This is a genomic window from Ewingella sp. AOP8-B2-18 (genome assembly GCF_052376015.1).
In the GTDB taxonomy this organism is placed as follows: domain Bacteria; phylum Pseudomonadota; class Gammaproteobacteria; order Enterobacterales; family Enterobacteriaceae; genus Ewingella; species Ewingella allii.
This window is the reverse complement of record NZ_JBQSVB010000004.1, coordinates 247,931-269,705: the sequence shown is the minus strand read 5'-3', so window position 1 is coordinate 269,705 and position 21,775 is coordinate 247,931. Positions and strand designations below refer to the sequence as shown.

17 protein-coding genes are annotated in these 21,775 nt (G+C 55.5%); 10 read left to right on the top strand and 7 right to left on the bottom strand.

Annotation, left to right across the window (positions count from 1 at the left end):
• Window positions 1–20: 20 nt before the first annotated feature.
• The 3 genes from ACT3RR_RS10965 to ACT3RR_RS10955 all read right to left on the bottom strand — a co-directional run bounded on the left by ACT3RR_RS10965 (window position 21) and on the right by ACT3RR_RS10955 (window position 2,692).
• Window positions 21–1,007 (bottom strand): autoinducer 2 ABC transporter substrate-binding protein, encoded by a 987-nt coding sequence (locus ACT3RR_RS10965; RefSeq protein ID WP_496200308.1) that lies wholly within the window; start codon window positions 1,005–1,007, stop codon window positions 21–23.
• Window positions 1,008–1,116: 109 nt separating this feature from the next.
• Window positions 1,117–1,890, bottom strand: a complete 774-nt coding sequence (locus tag ACT3RR_RS10960) for an ATP-binding cassette domain-containing protein (RefSeq protein WP_496200307.1) — start codon at window positions 1,888–1,890, stop codon at window positions 1,117–1,119.
• A 28-nt stretch (window positions 1,891–1,918) separates the two neighbouring features.
• Window positions 1,919–2,692 (bottom strand): glutamine amidotransferase, encoded by a 774-nt coding sequence (locus ACT3RR_RS10955; protein WP_396130935.1) that lies wholly within the window; start codon window positions 2,690–2,692, stop codon window positions 1,919–1,921.
• Between the two features lie 269 nt (window positions 2,693–2,961).
• Between ACT3RR_RS10955 and ACT3RR_RS10950 the strand changes: the two genes are divergently transcribed.
• Window positions 2,962–4,659, top strand: a complete 1,698-nt coding sequence (locus ACT3RR_RS10950; RefSeq protein ID WP_353501959.1) for a chloride channel protein — start codon at window positions 2,962–2,964, stop codon at window positions 4,657–4,659.
• Here the strand turns inward: ACT3RR_RS10950 and ACT3RR_RS10945 are convergent.
• A complete protein-coding gene (locus ACT3RR_RS10945) occupies window positions 4,656–5,675 on the bottom strand; it encodes a transporter (protein ID WP_353501960.1) in 1,020 nt (339 codons plus the stop codon). The two genes, ACT3RR_RS10950 and ACT3RR_RS10945, sit on opposite strands and share 4 nt — an antisense overlap.
• Before the next feature lie 377 nt (window positions 5,676–6,052).
• On the opposite strand from ACT3RR_RS10945, the gene ACT3RR_RS10940 reads away from it, so the two are divergent.
• The 5 genes from ACT3RR_RS10940 (at window position 6,053) to ACT3RR_RS10920 (ending at window position 13,078) form a co-directional block, all read left to right on the top strand.
• Window positions 6,053–9,817 carry a nitrate reductase subunit alpha gene (locus tag ACT3RR_RS10940; RefSeq protein ID WP_496200306.1) on the top strand — a complete coding sequence of 1,255 codons (3,765 nt, stop codon included), beginning with the start codon at window positions 6,053–6,055 and terminating at the stop codon, window positions 9,815–9,817.
• Window positions 9,814–11,352: a nitrate reductase subunit beta gene (narH, locus tag ACT3RR_RS10935; protein ID WP_353501962.1), complete on the top strand. Its 1,539-nt coding sequence runs from the start codon at window positions 9,814–9,816 to the stop codon at window positions 11,350–11,352. The genes ACT3RR_RS10940 and narH overlap by 4 nt, the downstream gene beginning before the upstream one ends.
• The gene (gene narJ / locus ACT3RR_RS10930) at window positions 11,349–12,071 is read left to right on the top strand and encodes a nitrate reductase molybdenum cofactor assembly chaperone (RefSeq protein ID WP_496200305.1); all 723 of its coding nucleotides are present in this window, start codon (window positions 11,349–11,351) and stop codon (window positions 12,069–12,071) included. Before narH ends, narJ begins: the two co-directional genes overlap by 4 nt.
• Entirely contained in the window at window positions 12,068–12,745 is a 678-nt protein-coding gene (gene narI, locus ACT3RR_RS10925) for a respiratory nitrate reductase subunit gamma (protein WP_185690020.1), read from the top strand. The genes narJ and narI overlap by 4 nt, the downstream gene beginning before the upstream one ends.
• Window positions 12,746–12,832: 87 nt before the next feature.
• Window positions 12,833–13,078: a hypothetical protein gene (locus ACT3RR_RS10920; RefSeq protein ID WP_034790233.1), complete on the top strand. Its 246-nt coding sequence runs from the start codon at window positions 12,833–12,835 to the stop codon at window positions 13,076–13,078.
• 170 nt (window positions 13,079–13,248) lie between these two features.
• Here the strand turns inward: ACT3RR_RS10920 and ACT3RR_RS10915 are convergent, their stop codons facing one another.
• The gene (locus ACT3RR_RS10915; protein WP_485900382.1) at window positions 13,249–13,605 is read right to left on the bottom strand and encodes a hypothetical protein; all 357 of its coding nucleotides are present in this window, start codon (window positions 13,603–13,605) and stop codon (window positions 13,249–13,251) included.
• Window positions 13,606–13,687: 82 nt separating this feature from the next.
• Here ACT3RR_RS10915 and ACT3RR_RS10910 point away from each other — a divergent pair, with 82 nt between their 5' ends.
• The 4 genes from ACT3RR_RS10910 to ACT3RR_RS10895 all read left to right on the top strand — a co-directional run bounded on the left by ACT3RR_RS10910 (window position 13,688) and on the right by ACT3RR_RS10895 (window position 19,480).
• Window positions 13,688–15,400: an ABC transporter ATP-binding protein gene (locus tag ACT3RR_RS10910; RefSeq protein WP_353501965.1), complete on the top strand. Its 1,713-nt coding sequence runs from the start codon at window positions 13,688–13,690 to the stop codon at window positions 15,398–15,400.
• A 722-nt stretch (window positions 15,401–16,122) separates the two neighbouring features.
• Complete coding sequence (locus ACT3RR_RS10905) at window positions 16,123–17,226, top strand: porin (protein ID WP_272901263.1); 1,104 nt, start codon at window positions 16,123–16,125, stop codon at window positions 17,224–17,226.
• Between the two features lie 255 nt (window positions 17,227–17,481).
• Window positions 17,482–18,492 (top strand): N-acetyltransferase DgcN, encoded by a 1,011-nt coding sequence (gene dgcN, locus ACT3RR_RS10900; RefSeq protein WP_496200304.1) that lies wholly within the window; start codon window positions 17,482–17,484, stop codon window positions 18,490–18,492.
• An 88-nt stretch (window positions 18,493–18,580) separates the two neighbouring features.
• Entirely contained in the window at window positions 18,581–19,480 is a 900-nt protein-coding gene (locus ACT3RR_RS10895) for a LysR family transcriptional regulator (RefSeq protein WP_185690022.1), read from the top strand.
• Between the two features lie 18 nt (window positions 19,481–19,498).
• On the opposite strand, the gene ACT3RR_RS10890 is transcribed toward ACT3RR_RS10895, so the two are convergent.
• On the bottom strand, window positions 19,499–20,641 hold the full coding sequence (locus tag ACT3RR_RS10890) for a M20 family metallopeptidase (protein WP_496200303.1): 1,143 nt from the start codon (window positions 20,639–20,641) through the stop codon (window positions 19,499–19,501).
• A 34-nt stretch (window positions 20,642–20,675) separates the two neighbouring features.
• Window positions 20,676–21,773, bottom strand: coding sequence for a phosphotriesterase family protein (locus ACT3RR_RS10885; protein ID WP_496200302.1), 1,098 nt, complete (start codon window positions 21,771–21,773; stop codon window positions 20,676–20,678).
• Between the last annotated feature and the right edge of the window lie 2 nt (window positions 21,774–21,775).

Here is a 21,775-nt window from a genome sequence, read left to right as displayed (position 1 = left end):
ATTCAGTTTTGCGATAAAAATCAGAAGTGGAATTGGTCGACGTTTTGCTTGGTAAACACCGCCGGTGCGCCGAGCAGCAGCACGCCGGTTTTCGCGTCGTAAGCCACTTTCTGATCCAGACCCGGCACGCTGTTTTCGGCACTGAAGGTTTTACCGTCGATCAGCTGTTTGCCCGCCCAGACGGTGAGGTAGCCGAGTTTTTCCGGGTCCCACAGCACGGAGAAGCCAAAGGAGCCGCTTTTCAGGTAGGCGCGCGCGGTGTCCGGGCTGCAATAGCCGGTGCCCACCACTTTGCCAATTTTTCCGGCGGTTTCGATGGCCTGCGCCACGCCCGGACAGGTGGTAGAGGCGACGGCGATAATGCCTTTCAGGTCTGGGTTGGCGGCGATCATGTCGGCAGAAATTTGCGCCGCGCGGCTGGAGGTGCCGCCCGCAAACTGCGGTTTCAGCAGCGTGACATTCGGGTATTTGGCCTTGACGCGCTGCTGCATAAAGCCAATCCACGCGTTGAGGTTTGAGGCAGTGGCTTCGCCGGAAACTATGCCAATCTTGGCGTGGTCGCCGACGCGCTTCACCATCTCGTCAATCACCGTATCGCCCAGCCCCTCGTCCGTGGCCTGCGCCACGTAGACCGCGCGGCCGCTGTCCGGTGCGTCACTATCACTGGTGAAAAGCTTGATATTTTTGGCTTTGGCCTGCTCGACCACCGGCGCGATGCTCGAGGCATCCAGCACGCTGACCGAAATAGCGTTAACGCCCTGAGCAATTAGGTTTTGCACGATTTGCAGCTGGTCCATCGGGTTGGTATCCACCGGCCCCGAGTAGATGAAATCCACGCCAAACGCCTTAGCCGCGCGGTTGCCGCCGTCATGCATCGCTTTGAAATAGGGAATACCGACGATTTGCGGCACAAAGGCCACTTTCGGTTTGTCTTGGGCGAAGGCGCTAAAAGCCGTCGCGCCGAGCAGAGCAGATGCCACCATGGTGCTGATCATTTTTTTCAACATAGAAAGCCCACCTGTCATGAATGTGAGAGATAACTGCTGTGTGTTTTTTGGTTTTGTAATGTGGATCTGGCGTTGTGTTGTTTGGTGATGCAACTTCGTGGATCTGACGTCAGGCCGTTACGGCCTCAAACGCTCGTGCTTCGGGATGCGCGCCGGTGATCAGCGACACAATCTCTTCCGGCGTGGTGTCGGCGCGTCGGCGCTCGGCAATTTTTCTGCCGCGACGGAACACCACCATGCGATCGGCGACTTCAAACACGTCGGCAATGTTGTGGCTGATTAGCACCACCGCGCAGCCGCGCTCCGCCAGTTTGCGGGTGAGGGCCAGCACTTTGCGAGTTTCGGCGACGGCCAGCGCGGCGGTCGGCTCATCCATAATCACCAGCTTGGCGTTGAGGTTCAGCGCGCGGCAGATAGCCACCGCCTGCCGCTGGCCGCCGGAGAGGCTGCCAACCGGCGCTTCCGGGTCAGAAATATGGGCTTCCAGCTCATGCAGCAGCTCGGCCACTTTCGAACGCATGGCCTGCTGGCGCAGAAAAGGAATGCCTAAGAAAGAGTGTTTCAACTCGCGGCCAAGAAAGACGTTTTCCGCGATAGACAGATTTTCGGACAGCGCCAGCTCCTGAAAAATAGTGGCGATGCCGCAGTCCGAGGCGTCTTTCGGTGAATTGAAACTCACTGCTTTGCCATCCACCACCAATTCGCCGCCGCTGGCCGGATGCGCGCCCGCCAGCACTTTGGTGAAGGTGGATTTACCGGCGCCGTTATCACCCAACAGGGCCAATACTTCGCCGGGATAAATCTCCAGATTGACGTCGCGCAGGGCGGTCAAAGCCCCAAAGCGCTTGGTAATGTTAATGGCCTGAACGTAGGGCTGAGCCATGGCGAATCTCCCGTAGAGTCTTGGGCTATCAGGCGTTGTCGAGGTGGGTGAGCCAGCTCAGACAGTTTTTCCACAGCTGGTCATAGCCCGGCCATGCGATGAATTCGCCAGGCACCCAGTGCGGGCCGATGTCCGAGGTCCAGGCGATGGAGCGGCCTTGGCCATAGGTACCGGTGACCAACAGTGGGTGACCGCCTTCGTCGTCCGGCAGGGTAGCCAGCACTTCTGCGCCTTCTTTCAGCACCACTTCGTTAGCGCCGAGCAGCAGCGGCCATGGGCCTTCTATCCCGCGCAGAATGGCGTGATTTTTGTCGCCGGTGATTTTAGCCGAGAAGCCTTCCGGCACCTCAAGGCGGTCGTCGTACGGCAGGCAGGTGACCGGCAGCACGTCTTCTACCGGGGTATTGCGCCAGCGCGCTTTGCCGTCAATGCCTTGGAAAGAGAAGTAGCCGCCGATCATCATCAAGCCGCCGCCTTCTTCGGTCCATTGACGTAATAATTTCAGACGGTTAGGCATAGGTTTGCTGTGCAGCCAGACCGCAGGCGGCAACAACAGGGAGTTAGCGCCAATGTCCGACAAGATAATGGCGTCGTAGGCTTTCAGGCTTTCAAGATCGAAGGGCATTTTTTCCACCACTTCATGAGCCGGTAGATAGGTCAGCTCGAACTCGCTGCCTTTTAGCGCATTAACCAGCGGCTCAGCGCCTAAATGGAAAGTGACGCTACCGAACTGATCAAAACCTTTGTAGTGAGTCGCGGAACTGACCCAGCTTTCACCTAACAACAGCACGCGTTTAGTCATACCCATATTCTCCTGAATGAATTCCCCTGGTGAGGGCCTCTTTAGAACATCTCCGTAGCAAGGTGATAACAAAGTAAACCGGTTTAGTAAAGCGGTTTAGTGGTCAATATGTGAGCTAGGTGGTCAAATATAAGACATTTATATGAATCTTTTGCGAAGCGTCAAAGTGGGCGAAAAAGGCCGCGTGCCGTGCTGCCAGCAGGTGCGATGAGGGGGAGGAAAATGCTACTCTGCATCACCGGCCGCTATCCCCACCATACGGAAGAACTATGACGTTGAAAGTGCTTGATGCCTGGCAGAAGGGCGACTTGATTAATTTGCTGATTGCGATCCCGGCGGGGATCATCGCCGCCCTGGTGACTATTGCTTTTCGCAGCGCCATTTCCGGCATCAACGACCTGATGTTCACCGACGGCACGGATATCACCAAGGCCTTCCTTGAATACCCCAAACTGGTCTGGCCGATTATCACTACGGTGGGTGGGGTGATTGCCGGGTTTATCCTACTGTGGGCGCTGAATGTCGAACGCAAGCACGGCAAGATGCCGGATTATCTCGACGTGATTGACCAACGCCTGCCGGGCATTCCGCTGCGCAGCACCTTGCTGCGCGCGGCGTCTTCACTCGCCAGCATCGCCAGCGGCGGCTCTATCGGGCGCGAAGGGGCGATGGTGCAGCTTTCGGCCCTCAGCGGCAGCCTGCTCGGGCGTTTCTCGCGGTTACGCGCTTTACATCAATCCGACCTGATTGCCATGGCGGCGGCGGGCGGGCTGGCGGCGGTGTATCACGCTCCCTTGGCCGGGGCGCTGTTTGTGGCGGAAATCGCCTTCGGCGTAACGGCGGTGCAGCGGCTCATCCCGCTGTTTATCTCCGCCTCGGTGGCGGTGCTGACCGTGCGTTCAGTGACCGACTACGAGCCGCTGTATCTCTATTCGTCGGCCACCTTTAGCCCGTCTCCCGGCGCGCTGCTGACCGTGCTGGTGATTGGCGTGGCCACCGGCACCCTCGGGCCGCTGTTTATTGGCTCAATTGATAAAGTGCGCCAGTGGATGAAGCCGATTTCCCACCCGGCCCTGCGCCTCGGGCTAGGCGGGCTGGGCGTCGGGCTGGTGGCGATGGTGTCGCCGCTGGTGCTGGGTAACGGATTCGAAGTCATTGATTTGATTCTGAATGACGGCGATTTGCACACCGCGCTGTGGATGGTGCTGCTGCTCAAAATCGTCGCGACGGCGATCACCGTCGGCTCCGGCGCGGTGGGCGGGTTGTTCACGCCTTCATTACTCATTGGCGCAGCCAGCGGGGCGCTGGTCTGTACTTTTCTCCAGTGGCTGGGCTTCGATCCTGGCCCCATTGGGCTATACGCGGCGATTGGCATGAGCGCGCTGCTGGCGGCAACCAGCCATGCGCCGCTGATGTCGATCATGATGGCCTTTGAAATGACTCTCAACAGCTCGCTGCTGTTCCCATTGATGCTGGCGACGGCTATCTCCTACGTGGTGGCGTCGAGGCTCAAGGCGGCGGGAACCTATCCGGTGCTGGCTCGCCACAATGCACGCTTTATGGCGAAAAATGAGTTTGAAAACAGCTCGGTGGCGTCGCTGATCACCCCCTGTTCGCGAATGGTGGTGCACTCGACGCTGGCGGAAGTGGTGGGCGAAGGGCTAAAACAGCGCACGCGATATGTCTATATGGTGGACAGCCAAGAGCGTTTTCTCGGCGTGGTGCCGACCAACGTGCTGGCCAGCGGCATCATCGACGGCAGCCTAAAAGCCGACGAGCCGATTGACAGTTTTATCGAGCAGGAATTCACCACTCTGTACCAAAATGCCAGCTACGAGCAGGCTTGGGCGACCTTCAGCGATTCCCCCCTCGAGCGTCTGCCGGTATTAGAAAACCCCGAAACCCGCCGCCTGCTAGGCGTCATTACCAAAGCGGCGCTATTGAATAAGGCGAAGAATTTTCTTTAACTATCATCCCGCCGCCGCAGCGCCCACCAGCCTGCCAGCAGGGTAAATACCCCGACGATCACCACCAGCAACAGGAAGCCATGGTGGTTATTGGCGAGAGGGATGCCGCCGACGTTCATGCCAAAAAAGCCCGCCACGATGTTGATCGGCAGGGCCAGCACGGTGATCACCGTCAGCACGTAGAGTGTGCGGTTGCTCTGTTCCATCTGCCTTGAGGTGATCTCTTCCTGTAGCAGCCGGATGCGCTCGGTGAGGGCGATCAGGTCATTGAGCACCACGGAAAACTCTTCGGTGAATTGGCGGAAGTTCTGCACCACCTCGGGGGCAATCCACGCGGGTGGGCGATTTAACAGGCGGAAAAGGGCGGTTGGCTCAGGTGCCAGCAGGCGCTGAAAGCGCAGCAGCATGCGGCGCAAACGGCCAAGGTTGGCGCGGTTTTTCTTCACATGGTGGGTCAGCAGGCACTCTTCGATGCGATCGACATACAGATTGGCGCGCCGCACGATGTTTTCCAGCAGATCTTCCTGTTCTTGCAGCAGATAGACCATTAGCTCGGTAGGCGAGCTAATGCTGATGTAGTCCAGCCGTTTATAGAGCAACTCAATCAGCCGCACCGGCTTGTGGCGCGCGGTGACCACCAGCTGTGGGTGACAGCTGACCCACAGGGTGGAGGTTTCATCGACGCTCTCTTCAGGGTTGAAAATCACGTCATTGAGCACCGCCAGCAGGCTGTTTCCCTGTCGCTCAATCCGCGTACTGCGCGAGCCTTCGCGGATCTCTTCAAAGAATAACTCATCAATGGTGAAATGCTTTTTCAGCCACTTTTCCGCCATCGCGTGGGTCAGGTTGACGTGCAGCCAGATAAAGCCTTCGCTGTGGCAAATTTGCTGATACGCCTCTTGCACCTGTTGCGAAGAGACGCGCTCCGGCGGCCTGCCGGGGCGAAAAATAAAGCCATAAATCAGCCCGGTCACTTCATCATTAAAATTGAGTACGGCAGGTCTTTCGCTCGGCATGAAATAGGTTTTCTGCAGGTGGAAAACGGATTGGCCTATTACGCCAGTATTCGGCCTAAATACAATATGCAGACAGCGAGTTTCATATTTCTGTCACAATGCAAAACCGCCAATACCCCCAATTTTCCTGCGTCATGCCTGTGGCAATCAATAACAGTCCGTATTCGTATTAAGTAATTATTAATCAATAGGTTAAGCGATTTTCATGGCTTACCCCTTTGGGAGTATTCATCGCTATGTAAATAGTTGCTTAACGACGCGGGATTGATCGCAATCAAGTAGAGGCACTCTGGGGCTGTTTACCCTCCTGATATTAAAAGCAATGTCGACATTCATAACGACAGCCTGCTTCAGGCGGCTGCACAGGAGAGTCCCGGATGAGCAAATTCCTTGACCGGTTTCGCTATTTTAAGACCCTAGCTGAACCCTTCGCTGACGGCCACGGCCAGACGCTTAACACCAATCGTGATTGGGAAGACGGTTATCGCAGCCGTTGGCAGCACGACAAAGTGGTGCGTTCCACCCACGGCGTGAACTGCACCGGTTCATGTAGCTGGAAAATTTACGTCAAGAACGGTCTGGTCACTTGGGAAACCCAGCAGACCGACTACCCGCGTACTCGCCCTGACTTGCCAAACCACGAACCGCGTGGCTGCCCGCGCGGCGCCAGCTACTCGTGGTATCTCTACAGCGCCAACCGACTGAAATACCCATTAATGCGCAAAAAGCTGATTCAGCTGTGGCGTGAAGCCAAGTTGCAGCACAGCGACCCGGTAGATGCCTGGGGCTCTATTGTCAATCAGCCGGAAAAAGCCAAACAGTATAAAGCGGCGCGCGGGCGCGGTGGTTTTGTGCGCTCCAGCTGGCAGGAAGTGAATGAACTGATTGCCGCGTCAAACGTCTACACCGCCAAAACCTTCGGCCCGGATCGCATTATCGGCTTCTCGCCAATTCCGGCGATGTCGATGGTGTCTTACGCCGCCGGGGCGCGCTATCTGTCGCTGATTGGCGGCGTGTGCCTGAGCTTCTACGACTGGTATTGCGACTTGCCACCGGCTTCGCCGATGACCTGGGGCGAGCAGACCGACGTGCCCGAATCCGCCGACTGGTACAACTCTTCTTATATTATCGCCTGGGGTTCTAACGTCCCGCAGACCCGTACCCCGGACGCCCACTTCTTCACCGAAGTGCGTTACAAAGGCACCAAAACCGTGGCCATTACCCCGGACTATGCTGAAGTCGCCAAGCTGTGCGACCACTGGCTGGCACCAAAACAGGGGACAGACAGCGCGCTGGCGCTAGCCATGGGCCACGTCATTCTTAAATCTTTCCACCTTGATAACCCAAGCCAATATTTCATCGACTACGTGCGCCGCTACACCGACATGCCAATGCTGGTGATGCTCGAGCAGCGTGAAGAGGGCTATTACGCGGCGGGCCGCATGCTGCGCGCTTCTGACTTGGTGGATAATCTGGGTCAAGAAAATAACCCGCAGTGGAAAACCATCGCCATTGATGAAACCAGCGGCGAGCTGGTATCACCTCTCGGCTCGATTGGTTATCGCTGGGGGCAGAAGGGCCAGTGGAATCTTGAAGCGCGCGAAGGCAAGGCGCAGCAGGACGTCAGCCTGACGCTGAGCCTGCTGGACAACCACGACGAAGTGGTCAGCGTCGGTTTCCCATACTTCGGCGGCGCGGTCAGTGAGCATTTCAACAGCGTGGCGCTGGAAGAAGTGTTGCAGCACAAACTGCCGGCGAAACGCCTGCAACTGGCCGACGGCAGCAGCGTGCTGGTGGCCAGCGTCTATGACCTGACTCTGGCAAACTACGGCGTCGAGCGCGGCTTGAACGATGAAAACTGCGCGCAAAGCTTTGACGAAATCAAAGCCTACAGCCCGGGGTGGGCAGAAAAAATCACCGGCGTTTCTCAGCAAAATATCGTGCGTATTGCCCACGAGTTTGCCGAAAATGCCCATAAGACCCATGGCCGTTCGATGATCATCGTCGGTGCCGGTATGAACCACTGGTACCACATGGACATGAACTACCGTGGCCTAATCAACATGCTGATCTTTTGCGGCTGCGTCGGTCAAAGCGGCGGCGGCTGGGCACACTATGTCGGCCAAGAGAAGCTGCGCCCGCAAACCGGCTGGCAGCCGCTGGCCTTTGGTCTGGACTGGCAGCGCCCGCCGCGCCAGATGAACAGCACCTCCTTCTTCTATAACCACTCCAGCCAGTGGCGCTATGAAACCGTCGCGCCGCAGGAGCTGCTTTCCCCATTGGCGGACAAATCCCAGTTCACCGGCAGCATGATTGATTTCAACGTGCGCGCCGAGCGAATGGGCTGGTTGCCTTCTGCGCCACAGCTGAGCGTCAACCCGCTGAATCTGGCGGCCATGGCGAAACAGGCGGGCAAAACCACGCAGGAATTCGCGGTAGAAAGCCTGAAAGATGGCAGTCTGCGCTTTGCCGCAGAGCAGCCGGATAACCCGCAAAACTTCCCGCGTAACCTGTTTGTTTGGCGCTCGAACCTGCTAGGTTCTTCCGGCAAGGGCCACGAGTACATGCTGAAATACCTGCTGGGCACCGAACACGGTATTCAGGGGGAAGATCTCGGCGTGCAGGGCGGCATCATGCCGGAAGAGGTGGAGTGGCAGGCGCAGGGCGGCGAAGGCAAGCTGGACTTAGTGGTGACTCTCGATTTCCGCATGTCCAGCACCTGTCTCTATTCCGACATCGTGCTGCCGACCGCCACCTGGTACGAAAAAGACGACATGAATACCTCGGATATGCATCCGTTTATTCACCCGCTGTCGGCCGCCGTGGACCCCGCTTGGGATTCAAAAAGCGATTGGGAAATCTATAAAGGCATCGCCAAAGAATTCTCCCGGGTCTGCGTGGGGCATTTAGGCGTTGAAAGCGACTTGGTGACCTTGCCAATTCAACACGACTCGGCGGCGGAAATGGCGCAGCCGTTTGGCGTCGAAGATTGGAAAAAAGGCGACTGTGAGCTGATTCCGGGTGTCACCGCGCCGCACTTGATGGTGGTTGAGCGCGACTACCCGAACACTTACGAGCGTTATACCTCCCTCGGCCCGCTGCTCGACAAACTGGGCAACGGCGGCAAAGGCATTAACTGGAATACCGACAGTGAAGTCGAGCTGCTGAAAAAGCTTAACTACACCAAGGCAGATGGCGCAGCCAAAGGCCGTCCGAACATAGACACGGCAATTGACGCGGCGGAAGTGATCCTGACGCTGGCCCCTGAAACCAACGGGCAGGTGGCGGTAAAAGCCTGGGCGGCGCTGAGTGCCAATACCGGCATCGACCACACACACCTGGCGCTGAATAAAGAGGACGAAAAAATTCGTTTCCGCGATATTCAGGCCCAGCCGCGCAAGATCATTTCCAGCCCGACGTGGTCAGGTTTGGAAGATGAACATGTCTCCTATAACGCCTGTTACACCAACGTTCACGAGCTGATCCCGTGGCGCACGCTCTCCGGCCGCCAGCAGATTTATCAGGACCACGCGTGGATGCGCGCCTTCGGCGAAAGCATGCTGGTGTATCGCCCGCCGATTGATACCCGCGCGGCGCAGCCTTTGCTCAACGCCAAGCCAAACGGCAACCCGGAGATGGCGCTGAACTTCCTGACGCCGCACCAGAAATGGGGCATTCACTCCACCTACAGCGACAACCTGCTGATGCTGACCTTAGGGCGCGGCGGGCCGATTGTCTGGTTGAGTGAGGAAGATGCCACCCAACTGGGCATTGAAGATAACGACTGGATTGAAGCTTTCAACGCCAACGGCTCGCTGAGCGCCCGCGCGGTGGTCAGCCAGCGCGTACCGGCGGGAATGACCATGATGTACCACGCGCAGGAGCGCATCGTGAACATTCCGGGTTCCGAAATCAGCCAGCAGCGCGGCGGTATTCACAACTCAGTGACCCGCGTCTGCCCGAAACCAACCCATATGATTGGCGGCTATGCGCAGCTCTCTTACGGCTTCAACTATTACGGCACCGTCGGCTCGAACCGCGATGAGTTCGTGATTGTGCGCAAAATGAACCGTATTGACTGGTTAGACGACGAAGGTAACGACTACGTGCAGGGCGCGGTTGCGCAGGAGAAAGCCAAATGAAAATTCGTTCACAAGTCGGCATGGTGCTGAATCTCGACAAATGCATTGGCTGCCACACCTGTTCCGTGACCTGTAAAAACGTCTGGACCAGCCGTGAAGGTATGGAGTACGCCTGGTTTAATAATGTGGAAACCAAGCCGGGGCTGGGTTATCCGCATGATTGGGAAAACCAGCAGAAATGGAAGGGCGGCTGGATCCGCAAAATTAACGGCAAATTGCAGCCGCGCATGGGTAACAAAGCCAACCTGCTGCACAAAATCTTTGCTAACCCGCATATGCCTGAAATCGATGATTATTACGAACCTTTCGACTTCGACTATCAGCATCTGCACACCGCCAAAGAGGGCAAACACCAGCCCGTGGCGCGCCCGCGCTCGCTACTGACCGGCAAGCGCATGAACAAAATCGTCGGCGGCCCGAACTGGGAAGATGATTTAGGCACTGAGTTCAGCAAACGCTCTGCCGACCAAAACTTCCAAAACATGCAGAAAGAGATGTATGGCGAGTTCGAAAACACCTTTATGGCTTACCTGCCAAGATTGTGCGAACACTGCCTGAACCCGGCCTGCGTGGCGACCTGCCCGAGCGGCGCGATTTATAAACGCGGCGAAGACGGCATTGTGCTGATCGATCAGGATAAATGTCGCGGCTGGCGTATGTGCCTGACCGGCTGTCCGTACAAGAAAATCTACTTCAACTGGAAGAGCGGCAAGTCGGAAAAATGCATTTTCTGCTATCCGCGTATTGAAGCCGGCCAGCCGACCGTCTGCTCTGAAACCTGCGTTGGGCGTATTCGCTACCTCGGCGTGGTGCTGTATGACGCCGACCGTATCGAGCAAGCCGCCTCGGTGGAAAACGAGAAAGACTTGTACGAAAGCCAGATGAGTATCTTCCTCAATCCGAATGACCCTGAAGTGATCGCCCAGGCCGAAAAAGACGGCATTCCGATGTCGGTCATGGACGCGGCGCGTCAGTCCCCGGTGTACAAAATGGCGATGGAGTGGAAGCTGGCGCTGCCGCTGCATCCTGAATATCGCACCCTGCCGATGGTGTGGTACGTGCCGCCGCTGTCGCCAATTCAGTCCGCCGCCGACGCGGGCGCATTGCCGCACACCGGCGTGCTGCCGGATGTCGAAAGCCTGCGTATTCCGGTGCAATATCTGGCGAATTTGCTGACTGCCGGAGACACCGCGCCGGTGCTGCTGGCTTTAAAACGCATGCTGGCGATGCGCCACTTCAAACGCGCCGAATCCGTGGATGGCGTGGTGGATACCAGCGCGCTGGAGCAGGTGGGGTTGAGCCAAGCACAGGCGCAGGAGATGTACCGCTATCTGGCCATTGCCAACTACGAGGACCGTTTCGTGGTGCCTTCCAGCCATCGGGAGCAGGCGCGCGAAGCCTTCCCAGAGGCCAAAGGCTGCGGTTTCAGCTTCGGCGACGGCTGCCACGGCAGCGACACCAAATTCAATCTGTTCAACAGCAAACGTATTGACGCCATTGATGTGAGCGCCAAAACCTCGCGAGGTGATCAATGAACAGTCTACGCATTCTCGGTTTGTTGCTTGATTATCCCGACGATCTGCTGTGGGAGAGTCAGGGCGAGTTGCTGGAGATCATTGGCGAAGCGACTGAGCTAACTGGCGGGCAGCAAGCCGAGCTGGAGGCCTTTATTCGCCAATTCTGCCAGCAAGATCTGCTCGACGCGCAGTCTTCCTACACGGGGCTGTTTGACCGTGGCCGCGCCACTTCGCTGCTGCTGTTCGAGCATGTTCACGGCGAGTCGCGTGATCGCGGGCAGGCGATGGTGGATTTACTGGCGCAGTATCACGCCGCCGGGTTGGATATCGACAGCCGCGAGCTGCCGGACTATCTGCCGCTGTATCTGGAGTATTTATCCACGTTGGCGGCTGATGAAGCCCGTTCAGGCTTGAACGATATTGCGCCGATTCTGGCCCTGCTGGGGGCGCGTTTGCAGGAGCGAAACAGCGCCTATTCCCAGCTGTTCGACCTGTTGCTGGCGCTGTCCGGCAGTGCATTGGCCAGCGAAGACGTGCGCCCAAGCTTGCAGCAAGAGGCGCGGGATGACACGCCCGCGGCGCTGGACGCCGTGTGGGAAGAGGAGCAGATCAAGTTCCTCGGCGAGCAGAGCTGCGCCAGCGGTGAAGAAGCCGCGCACCAGAAGCGTTTTGTCGGTGCGGTGCAACCACAATATCTTGACCTTGATTCCGCCAACGCTGGGGAGGCACGTCCATGAATTTCCTCAATATGTTCTTGTTTGATATCTATCCCTACATCTGCGGCACGGTATTTCTGGTGGGCAGTTGGATGCGTTATGACTACGGCCAATACAGCTGGCGTGCGGGCTCCAGCCAGATTCTGGAGAAGAAGCTGCTGCGCATTGCTTCGCCGCTGTTCCACGTGGGGATTCTCGGCATTATCGCCGGTCACGCCTTCGGGATGCTCACTCCGCACTGGATGTATGAGTCTTTCCTGCCAGTGCCGGTTAAACAGCAAATGGCCATGTGGGCGGGCGGCGCCTGTGGCGTGTTGACGCTGATTGGCGGGCTGATGCTGGTTTATCGTCGTCTAAGCAATGACCGCGTGCGCGCCACCTCGAGCTTTGGCGACATTATGATCATCATTCTGCTGGTGGTGCAGTGTGCGCTGGGCCTCGGGACCATTCCGTTCTCCGCGCAGCACATGGACGGCAGCGAGATGATGAAGCTGGTGGGCTGGGCGCAAGCCGTGGTTACTTTCCACGGTGGGGCATCTGCCCATCTTGACGGCGTGGCGCTGATTTTCCGCATCCACATCGTGCTGGGTATGACGCTGTTCCTGCTGTTCCCATTCTGTCGTCTGGTGCATATCTGGAGCGCGCCGGTGGAGTATCTGACTCGACGCTACCAGCTGGTGCGTAACCGCCGCTGACCGTCAGGGTTGTGGCAATAAACAGAAGGGCGCTATGATGCGCCCTTATTTTTTAATTTGAATGCCACTTCATCAAGGATGCTCACCATGGCTATCGAAAGAAAACAATTCTCCCTGCCGCGCCGCCTGCTGCGTAACAGCCTGATTCTGATCGTCATCGGGATAGTCGCCGTGGTGCACGGTTTAGTGGTCGGCAACCCCGACGCCACCAATGGCGAAATGCCCCCACAATTCGCCCTAGGGATTTGGTTCATCATTTTTGGTGGCGTTTTGGGGCTGATTAGCTGGTTTGTATTGAAGAAGAAGGCGAAGACCGAAGGACCAAAAGCGTAATTTTTGGTTTTGGTTTAACTCCTTCTCCTCTCAGAGGAGAAGGTTGGGATGAGAAGTGGTTTAAAACCGTGCTCACGCGGCAAACCTCACCCCAGCCCTCTCCTTAAAAAGGAGAGGGAGCGAACCCAAATCCCATGAAACGGCTCGGAGTAAGTGCCAGTAGGTCGCGTTCAGAAGTGACGCCGAGCAAGAGGTGGAAAACCGCGAGTCTTTTGCGCGGGTTGGAATCCCGCAGCGAGGGAACCGCCTAAGCGGCGGCAATTCGCGACGATCGCCGCGGCCACTGAAACACGTCCATCCCACCCCTGCGCAGCCTCGATCTCCCAGCAGCAAAAAAACGCAGGATTCCAAAGGGTTTCGTTTAAAACCCTTTGGGCCAGTGTGGGCGGCGAGCCCACGGTTTTGACCTTAAGGCCGGTGTGACGGCAGCGCACGATCTTGACCTTTGGGCCAGTTTGCGTGGCAACGCAAGGTTTTTCCTCAATCTTTCTAAAGATTGAAAAAGTTTCCGATGCTTTCCAAAGCATCAAAACCCCCTCCCGCTGATAACGATATTCATTTACACTGGCGCACTTGCCCGCGCACGGGCCATTCCAATGAGGATGCACGATGCTCCGCCGGTTCTTCTCTTATTACGCGCCTTATAAAAAACTGTTTTACCTCGACTTTGGCTGCGCGATCCTCGGTGGATTGCTGGAGCTGGGGTTTCCTATGGCAATCAAAACCTTTATCGACAAACTGCTGCCAGCCCATGACTTCGTGGTGATCCTGATAGCGACCGTCGGGCTGCTGTGTATTTATTTGATTAACACCGGGCTGATGGCGGTGGTCAACTATTGGGGACACGCGCTGGGCGTGGGGATTGAAACGGATATGCGCCGTCAGGCGTTTAGCCATTTGCAGAAACTCTCTTTCCGCTATTACGACAACACCAAAACCGGCCACATTATTACTCACGTCACCAAAGATTTGGAAGAAGTGGGGGAAGTGGCGCACCACGGCCCGGAAGACCTGTTCATCGCGATCATGACCTTTATCGGCGCCTTTATTTTGATGGCGACGGTGCACTTGCCGTTGGCGCTGATGACCATCGTGATTGTGCCTTTTATGACCTATCTGGTGAGCCGTTACGGTGCGCAAATGACCGAAACCTGGCGTCGCCTGTTTGGTCAGGTGGGTAACTTTAATGCTCGGATTGAAGAGAGCATCGGCGGTATTCGCGTGGTGAAAGCCTTTGCCAACGAAGCCCATGAGAAAACCTTATTTGCCTCCGACAACGAAAACTATCGTGTTACCAAGTTGAAAGCCTATCGCATCATGACCGCCAGCCTGACGCTGAGCTACCTCAGCACGCGGCTTATTCAAATTGTGGTGATGATCGCCGGGACCTGGTACGTGGTTAACGGCCAACTGAGCTACGGCGGTTTTGTCGGCTTCTTATTATTGGTGGAAGTGTTCTTCCGCCCGGTGGCAAAAATCACTTCGGTATTGGAAAGCTACCCGAAAGGCATTGCCGGGTTTAAACGCTTTACCCAGCTGATTGACACCGCGCCGGATATCGTTGACCGCCCGAATGCGCGGGCCGTTGAGCATCTGCACGGCGACATCTGCTATCGCGACGTGGTGTTTGGCTATACGCCCGCCAGTAAGATCCTCAATGGCATCAATCTGCAGATTAAAGCCGGAGAAACGCTGGCCTTTGTCGGGCCATCGGGGGCGGGGAAAACCACGCTGTGCTCGCTGTTGCCGCGATTCTATGAGCTGGATAGCGGCTCAATTACCATTGATGGCATTGATATTCGCGATATGACGCAGGCGTCGCTACGCAACAATATCGGCATTGTGCAGCAGGATGTATTCCTGTTTGGCGGCAGCATTCGCGAGAACATCGCCTATGGCAAACTGAACGCCACTGAGGCAGAAATCCGCGAGGCGGCGCGTCAGGCAAGGCTTGATGAGGTGATTAATGCCTTGCCACTCGGCATGGACACGGTGATTGGCGAGCGGGGCGTTAAACTCTCCGGCGGGCAGAAGCAGCGTCTGTCGATAGCCCGTATCTTCCTGAAGAACCCGCCAATCTTGATTCTGGATGAAGCCACCTCTGCGCTGGACACCGCCACCGAGCAGGCGATTCAGCAATCACTGGCTGACCTGTCCCAAGGCCGTACCACGCTGGTTATCGCCCATCGTCTGGCCACCATTCAAAACGCCGATCGCATTGTGGTGGTAGATAAGGAAGGCATTGTCGAGCAGGGTACCCATGAACAGTTGCTCGCACAGCAGGGCCGCTACGCTCAACTCCACGCCGCACAGTTTAGATAATCCCGCCGTCTTTGTTCAGTACACCGCCGCTTTTCTCTCTCCTGAGGGGAAAGCGGCCATTTTCTCTGCTAACACAAACGACTCACTTAACTGACTTAACGCAGTTGGAATAAAAAACAGCCAAAACGGGCATGTTGATAATAACCAATTTGGGATAATTTGAATCAAGATCTCATTATTGCAATTTAGTGAAAGTTTTAAATTTGACTTATTAATTATCTAATCAAAAAAATTAAACAAATGGAGTGGGTTCATAAAATTAGAATTACCTTTTCTATTTAATGGATATAAAAGAACACTAAAAAATAGTTACCCTGCTATGCACTATAAAAAGGCATTACTACTATTCCGAATGTGTTTTTATTAATGATTGTTAACATCCGGCAACCCCCGCAGAACAGTGATCCCAATAACAGAAAACATACATTCCTAAACACAAATTGCACCAAAACTATGCAATGCACTATTGTGGTGCAATTCTTTATGCAAAAAACGCATATAATCAGTGAGTTACAGACCTCGCATTGAAACATATTGTTACAACTCTTTGCGTTAAATTAACGTTATCGCCCGAACTTTTCCATTTTAACTTTTCGTGCTTAATGCTAAGGTTCGAATCGTTTTACAGACAGAAGCATTTATAAACATTTAAAAAACTCACAGCTCGATATTTAAAAGCGGGCATGAGAAATCCTTTATATAAAATCAAGGAATATAAAATAATGATGAAGCGCAGTGTGCTGGCCGTAGTGGTCTCTTTAATCGTTGCATCCTCAGCTGCTAATGCAGCAGAAGTTTATAATAAAGACGGCAATAAATTAGACCTGTACGGTCGCGTGAACGGCAAACATGCCTTCAGCGATGACAAAGGTTCTGACGGCGACAAAACTTATGTCCGTTTTGGTTTTAAAGGGGAAACTCAAATTAATGACCAACTGACCGGTTACGGCCAGTGGGAATACAACGTTCAGGCTAACCACGCTGAATCAGCAGGCACCGAGGGTACCAAAACTCGTCTGGGCTTCGCGGGTCTGAAAGTTAAAGATTTCGGTTCTTTCGACTACGGTCGTAACTACGGCGTTGTTTACGACGCAATCGCGTTCACCGATATGATGCCTGAGTACGGCGGCGACACCGGTTATACCGATAACTTCATGGTGGGTCGTGCTAACGGTCTGGCAACTTACCGTAACCAAGACTTCTTCGGTCTGGTTGAAGGTCTGAACTTTGCTCTGCAATATCAGGGTAAAAACGAAGGTGACGCTAACCGTCCAGACGGTAAAGCGAATGGCGACGGCTACGGCGCGTCATTGGATTATGAAAACATCGGCGGCACGGGTATCGGCGCAGCATTGGCAGGTTCTTCTTCTGACCGTACCAATGGCCAAGCTAACTCTACCTACGGCAAAGGCGACAAAGCTTCTGCATGGGCTACCGGTCTGAAATATGACGCTAACCAGGTTTACCTGGCAGCGATGTACAACGAAACTCGTAACCAGACTCCAATCAGCGTTCCAGCGACTGGCGCGGTTCCAGCTACTTCTGGTTTTGCTAACAAAACCAAAGGCATCGAGTTCGTTGCACAGTACCAATTCGAAAACGGCCTGCGTCCTTCTGTAGGTTACGTACAGTCTAAAGCTCACGATATCGAAAACGGTATCGGCGATGCAGACATCGTTAAATACTTCGAAGTGGGCGCAACTTACTACTTCAACAAAAACATGTACGTTTATGTTGACTACCTGATCAACCAACTTAACGACGACAACAAGCTGGGCCTGAACACCGACGATATCACTACCGTTGCCCTGACTTACCGTTTCTAAGTTGATTCAAAGCATTATTACCCGTTTCTGTGTCTGAAAATGGTAATGGTAAAAGGCAGAGTTTCATTGGCTCTGCCTTTTTTTCGTCTTGAATTTGCCTCGCTGGCCTTTCGTTCTCATACCTTACACTTCAATCGCTTAACCCATAGCCTGAAGGTATAGCGCTGCACTAAACAAGTATTCGTCACTTCGCAACTCGCATGGAATAGTCGTGTTTTCCTTTATTAGCTTCCCAAGTTAAGGAGCACCAAGTCTATGCAAACCATTCCCAAACCTTATTTACTGTTTTTAGGTGATGTGACCGATCCGCTGGCAGTCAAAACGGCGCGCGGCATCCACCATTGGCGCCCTGAGGTCTGTATCGGCCAACTACGTCTGGCGGAGGACTCCATTTCTCTCGGCTTGGAAGAAATGGATGTGGTTACAGCCAAGCAGCAGGGGGCGAAAACCATGGTGCTGGGCACCGCCAACTCTGGCGGCAAGCTTCCTGGGCATTGGTTAACATCCATTAAAGCGGCGATCCGCGCCGGTTTAAACGTGGCGAACGGCTTGCATCAAGGGTTGAATGATGTTCCTGAGCTGGTGGAGCTTGCCAAACAGTATCAGGTGGAACTGTTTGACGTGCGCCATATGCAACCCGCGTTGGACACCGGGACTGGCAAACGCCGTGGCGGAAAACGTATTTTGACCGTCGGCACCGACTGCTCTGTCGGCAAGATGTACAGCTCGCTGGCGCTGGAAGCAGCGCTGCGCCAGCTGGATATTCAGGCAGATTTTCGCGCCACCGGGCAGACCGGCATCTTAGTCGCCGGAGCCGGAATTGCCATTGATGCGGTGATTGCCGATTTTATCTCCGGCGCGGTAGAAACACTGGCTCCGGCCAATCAAGACAATCATTGGGACATTATCGAGGGGCAGGGATCGCTGTTCCACCCATCGTTTGCCGGGGTAAGCATGGGGCTGATCCACGGCGCACAGGCCGATTTGCTGGTCATGTGTCATGAGCTTGGCCGTCCGCATATGCGCCATTTACCTCATATGCCGCTGCCAAGTTTACGCCAGTGCGTAGAAACCAATCTCGCGGCGGCGCGGTTGACCAGCCCACATGTTCGACTGGCCGGTTTCTCACTCAACACTTCGGCGGTGGATGAGCAACAGGCCAAAGCCGCACTAGCGGAAATTAGCGCCGAGTTTGGCGTGCCGGCGACCGATCCCGTGCGCTTTGGTATGCAAGAGGTGGCGCAGTGGATCAAAGAACAGGGCTGATTTACCGTATCTGAACACAGATGTTGCAGCCAAGTGACAGCCATTTTGCTACCTTCAGTTATCAGTGTTTTTTTGGAGCCACTGGCGCATGCGTCTTCGTCACATTGAAGTTTTTCAAGCCGTTTTACAGGCGGGTAGCGTCAGCGGCGCGGCGCGTTTGCTTAACGTGTCGCAGCCTAACGTTAGCCGCGTGCTCAACCACGCCGAGCAGCAACTGGGCTTTGCGCTGTTTGAGCGCAGCCCGCAGGGGCTGATTGTGACCCCAGAAGGGCGGCGATTAATGCCGGAAATTGACGCCTTATTTAGCCATATCCAGACTATTTCTGCCTTGGCCGAGCAGCTGCGTCAGGGGGAAGGTCAGCACGTGCGCATGGGGTCGGCTCATACCCTCGGGCAGGTGATTATGGCCCCGGTGTTAGCCAATTTCCGCCGTCAGACGCCCGGCGGCAGCGTTGAATTGGTGACTACCCACTTCAACACGCTGAGTCAGGATCTACTGCAATACAAGATGGATTTTGCCCTGACTTTCGCCGAACAGGTGCCCGGCGAGCTGATTGCCGAATCTGTTTATCAGGCCAACATGGTGGCGCTGTTGCCACTCGATAGCCCGCAGGAAGGCCCGGTTTCGCTGAGCTGGCTGTGTGACAACGAGTTATTAATGTTGCAGCAGCAGGACCCTTTGGGGCAGGTGCTAAATCGCGTTTTGCACGAGCATGGCCTGTCGCCGCGTTCGCAGCTGTATATCAAAACCTATTCGGTGATTGCCGATGTGGTGCTGGCCGGAGGTGGCGTCGGCGTGGTGGATACCTTCACCGCCAGCCGCTATCGCGGGCAGCTGAAAATCCTGCCAGTGGTGGAGTATCTGCCTTTCGAGGTGATTTTGCTCAGCCGCAAAGATCAGCCGGCGTCACAGGCTGCGTTGAAACTTCAGCAGCTGATTCGCCACAAGCTGTGGGAGTTGGAAGGGCAACTGCTGAACCCTGCCTGAAACTCAATTTTCCCTCCTTTATAGGGCCCCTTTGTCGATCAACAGATAATAGTCTTCAATGATCTGCTGATATAACTCCACGCTCTCTTCCAGCCGTGAAACCCGACAATACTCGTCAGTCTGGTGAGCCATTGAAGGCTCGCCCGGCCCGAGGATCAGGCAGGGCGGATTGCCCAAGGCGTCAACCAACAGCGCGGCGTCGGTAAAATAGGGCACAATTTTGGCCTCGACCGGCGTGTCATGCAGCGGCTGGCAGTGCTCGAATACGCTCTGCACCCAAGGGTTTTGTCGCTCAGTCAGCACGGCGGGGAGGTCAACTAAGGTCTCTATAGTGACAACGTCACTTAAATGCTGTTGCAAACGCGATTTCAACGTAGAGTGCACCAGCATTGGATCGGTACGCATATCCACATCAAAACTGGCCTTGTCCGGCACCGAATTAATGTTCAATCCGCCCTGAAAAGTGCCGACGTTGAGCGTCGGTTTCTTCATTAATGGGTGCGGCGGGCCGGGGTCGAAATGGCGAATCTTGCCAATAGCGTCAGCCGCCAGATAGATGGCGTTAATCCCCAGCTCCGGCATCGCGCCGTGGGCGGTTTTGCCATGGGTAGCGCAACGCAGCCAGAGTGCGCCCTTGTGGCCGACCATAGGGTAATTGCCCGTGGGTTCGCCGACAATCAGCGCCCCCGGCTGGGCCAGCGTCAGGTTTGAATCATTAATCATGGCGCGCGCGCCGTCGCAGCCCGTCTCTTCGCCGCCGGTTAGGATCAGCATCACGCCGCTGTTCTGCGCAATGACCTCTTGACGATGAATGCAGGCGACAATAAAGGCCGCGATGGCCGCCTTCATATCGCTGCTGCCACGGCCGTAAAGCTTACCGTCAGCGATCTCTCCGGCAAAAGGATCGAACTTCCACCGGGCGTTTCCCAGCGGAACCGTGTCGAGATGGCCGGTAAACGCCAGAGGTTTACCCGCCGCCGAGCCTGCTAAAGTGGCAATCAGGTTGCAGCGCCGTTCACCGAAAGGCTGTAATTTGACCTCGAACCCGGTGTCGCTCAGAAAACTCGCCAGCCAGCTTAGGCATTCTACCTCGTCGCCCGGCGGGTTAATGGTGTTGAAGCCAAGCAGAGCGCGGGTTAGGGCGATAACGTCTTGATCCATTTGGCGCTCCTTAATGCAGATTTTTGCGACTGGTTTAGCGACTGAAAACGCGCTGCGGGTTGCCGATTAACAACGTTTCCAGCTGTTCACCCGTCACGCCGTGGCGACGCAAACGCGGCACGAAATGCTTGAGAATGTAGCCATAGCCGTGGCCGCCAAACTTGGTCAGCATGGTCTTGAGGAAAACGTCCTGCGACAGCAACACTTGCTCGATAAACCCGTCATCAATCAGCTCACGAATCGCCCGCGCGTTGTCTTCGTCGGAGGGCGATTGCGCGCTTTCGTCGGCATAAAAATAGGGCATGCCAATCATGTCGTATTCGAGAAATGCGCCGCGCTCGGCCAGCGTTCGCTGATAGTTCTTATCCGCAAAGCTCGGGTTCATGTGGCACAGCACCACGTGGCGCAGGTTGGCGCCTTCTTCCGCCAGAATATCCAACACTTTGTGGCCGTAACGCTCCCAGCCCGGCAAGTGGATTTGCATCGGCACGCCAGTTTTGGCGCTGGCGCGACCCGCCGCCCGCAAGGATTTCTCCTCATTCGCGGTGAAGGCTGCCGATACGCCAATTTCGCCAATCAGCCCGGCCACCACATCAGGTTTATCGCTGAAGCCGCCGACGTCATAAATAATCTGATCGGTCAGCGCTTCCAGCGAACGGCTTTTCACATAGTCGGGGTGAGACGGCTCAAGGTAGAAGCCGGTACCCATAATAATGTTTAAACCCGTCAGTCTTGAGATGCGTTGCAAAGCTTTCGGGTCGCGGCCAATGCCGATATTGGTCGGGTCAACCACGGTTTCGCCCCCCAGCGCGCGGAACTTCATTAACTCTTCCACGGCGAGGTCAGAATCAAACAGCTGGCAATTATCACGGCTCATCAAAGGGTTAAGCTGCAATTCGCCCAGATTCTCAATTTTCACCGGCATCTCGGCGATGTGCCGCTCGCTACAGCAGCAGGGCGGCACCCACTTGCCCGAGGCGTCGAGCAGGATGTGCTCGTGCATCAGGGTGACGCCCAGTTTCTCCACCGCCAACGGGCCGAGCACGGTCATGGCGAAACCACTCTCCGCGCCCAGCGGGAAAGGGTCGGCATGTCTAAATAAAGAACCTGCGAAACCGTCTTTAGAGGTCATGG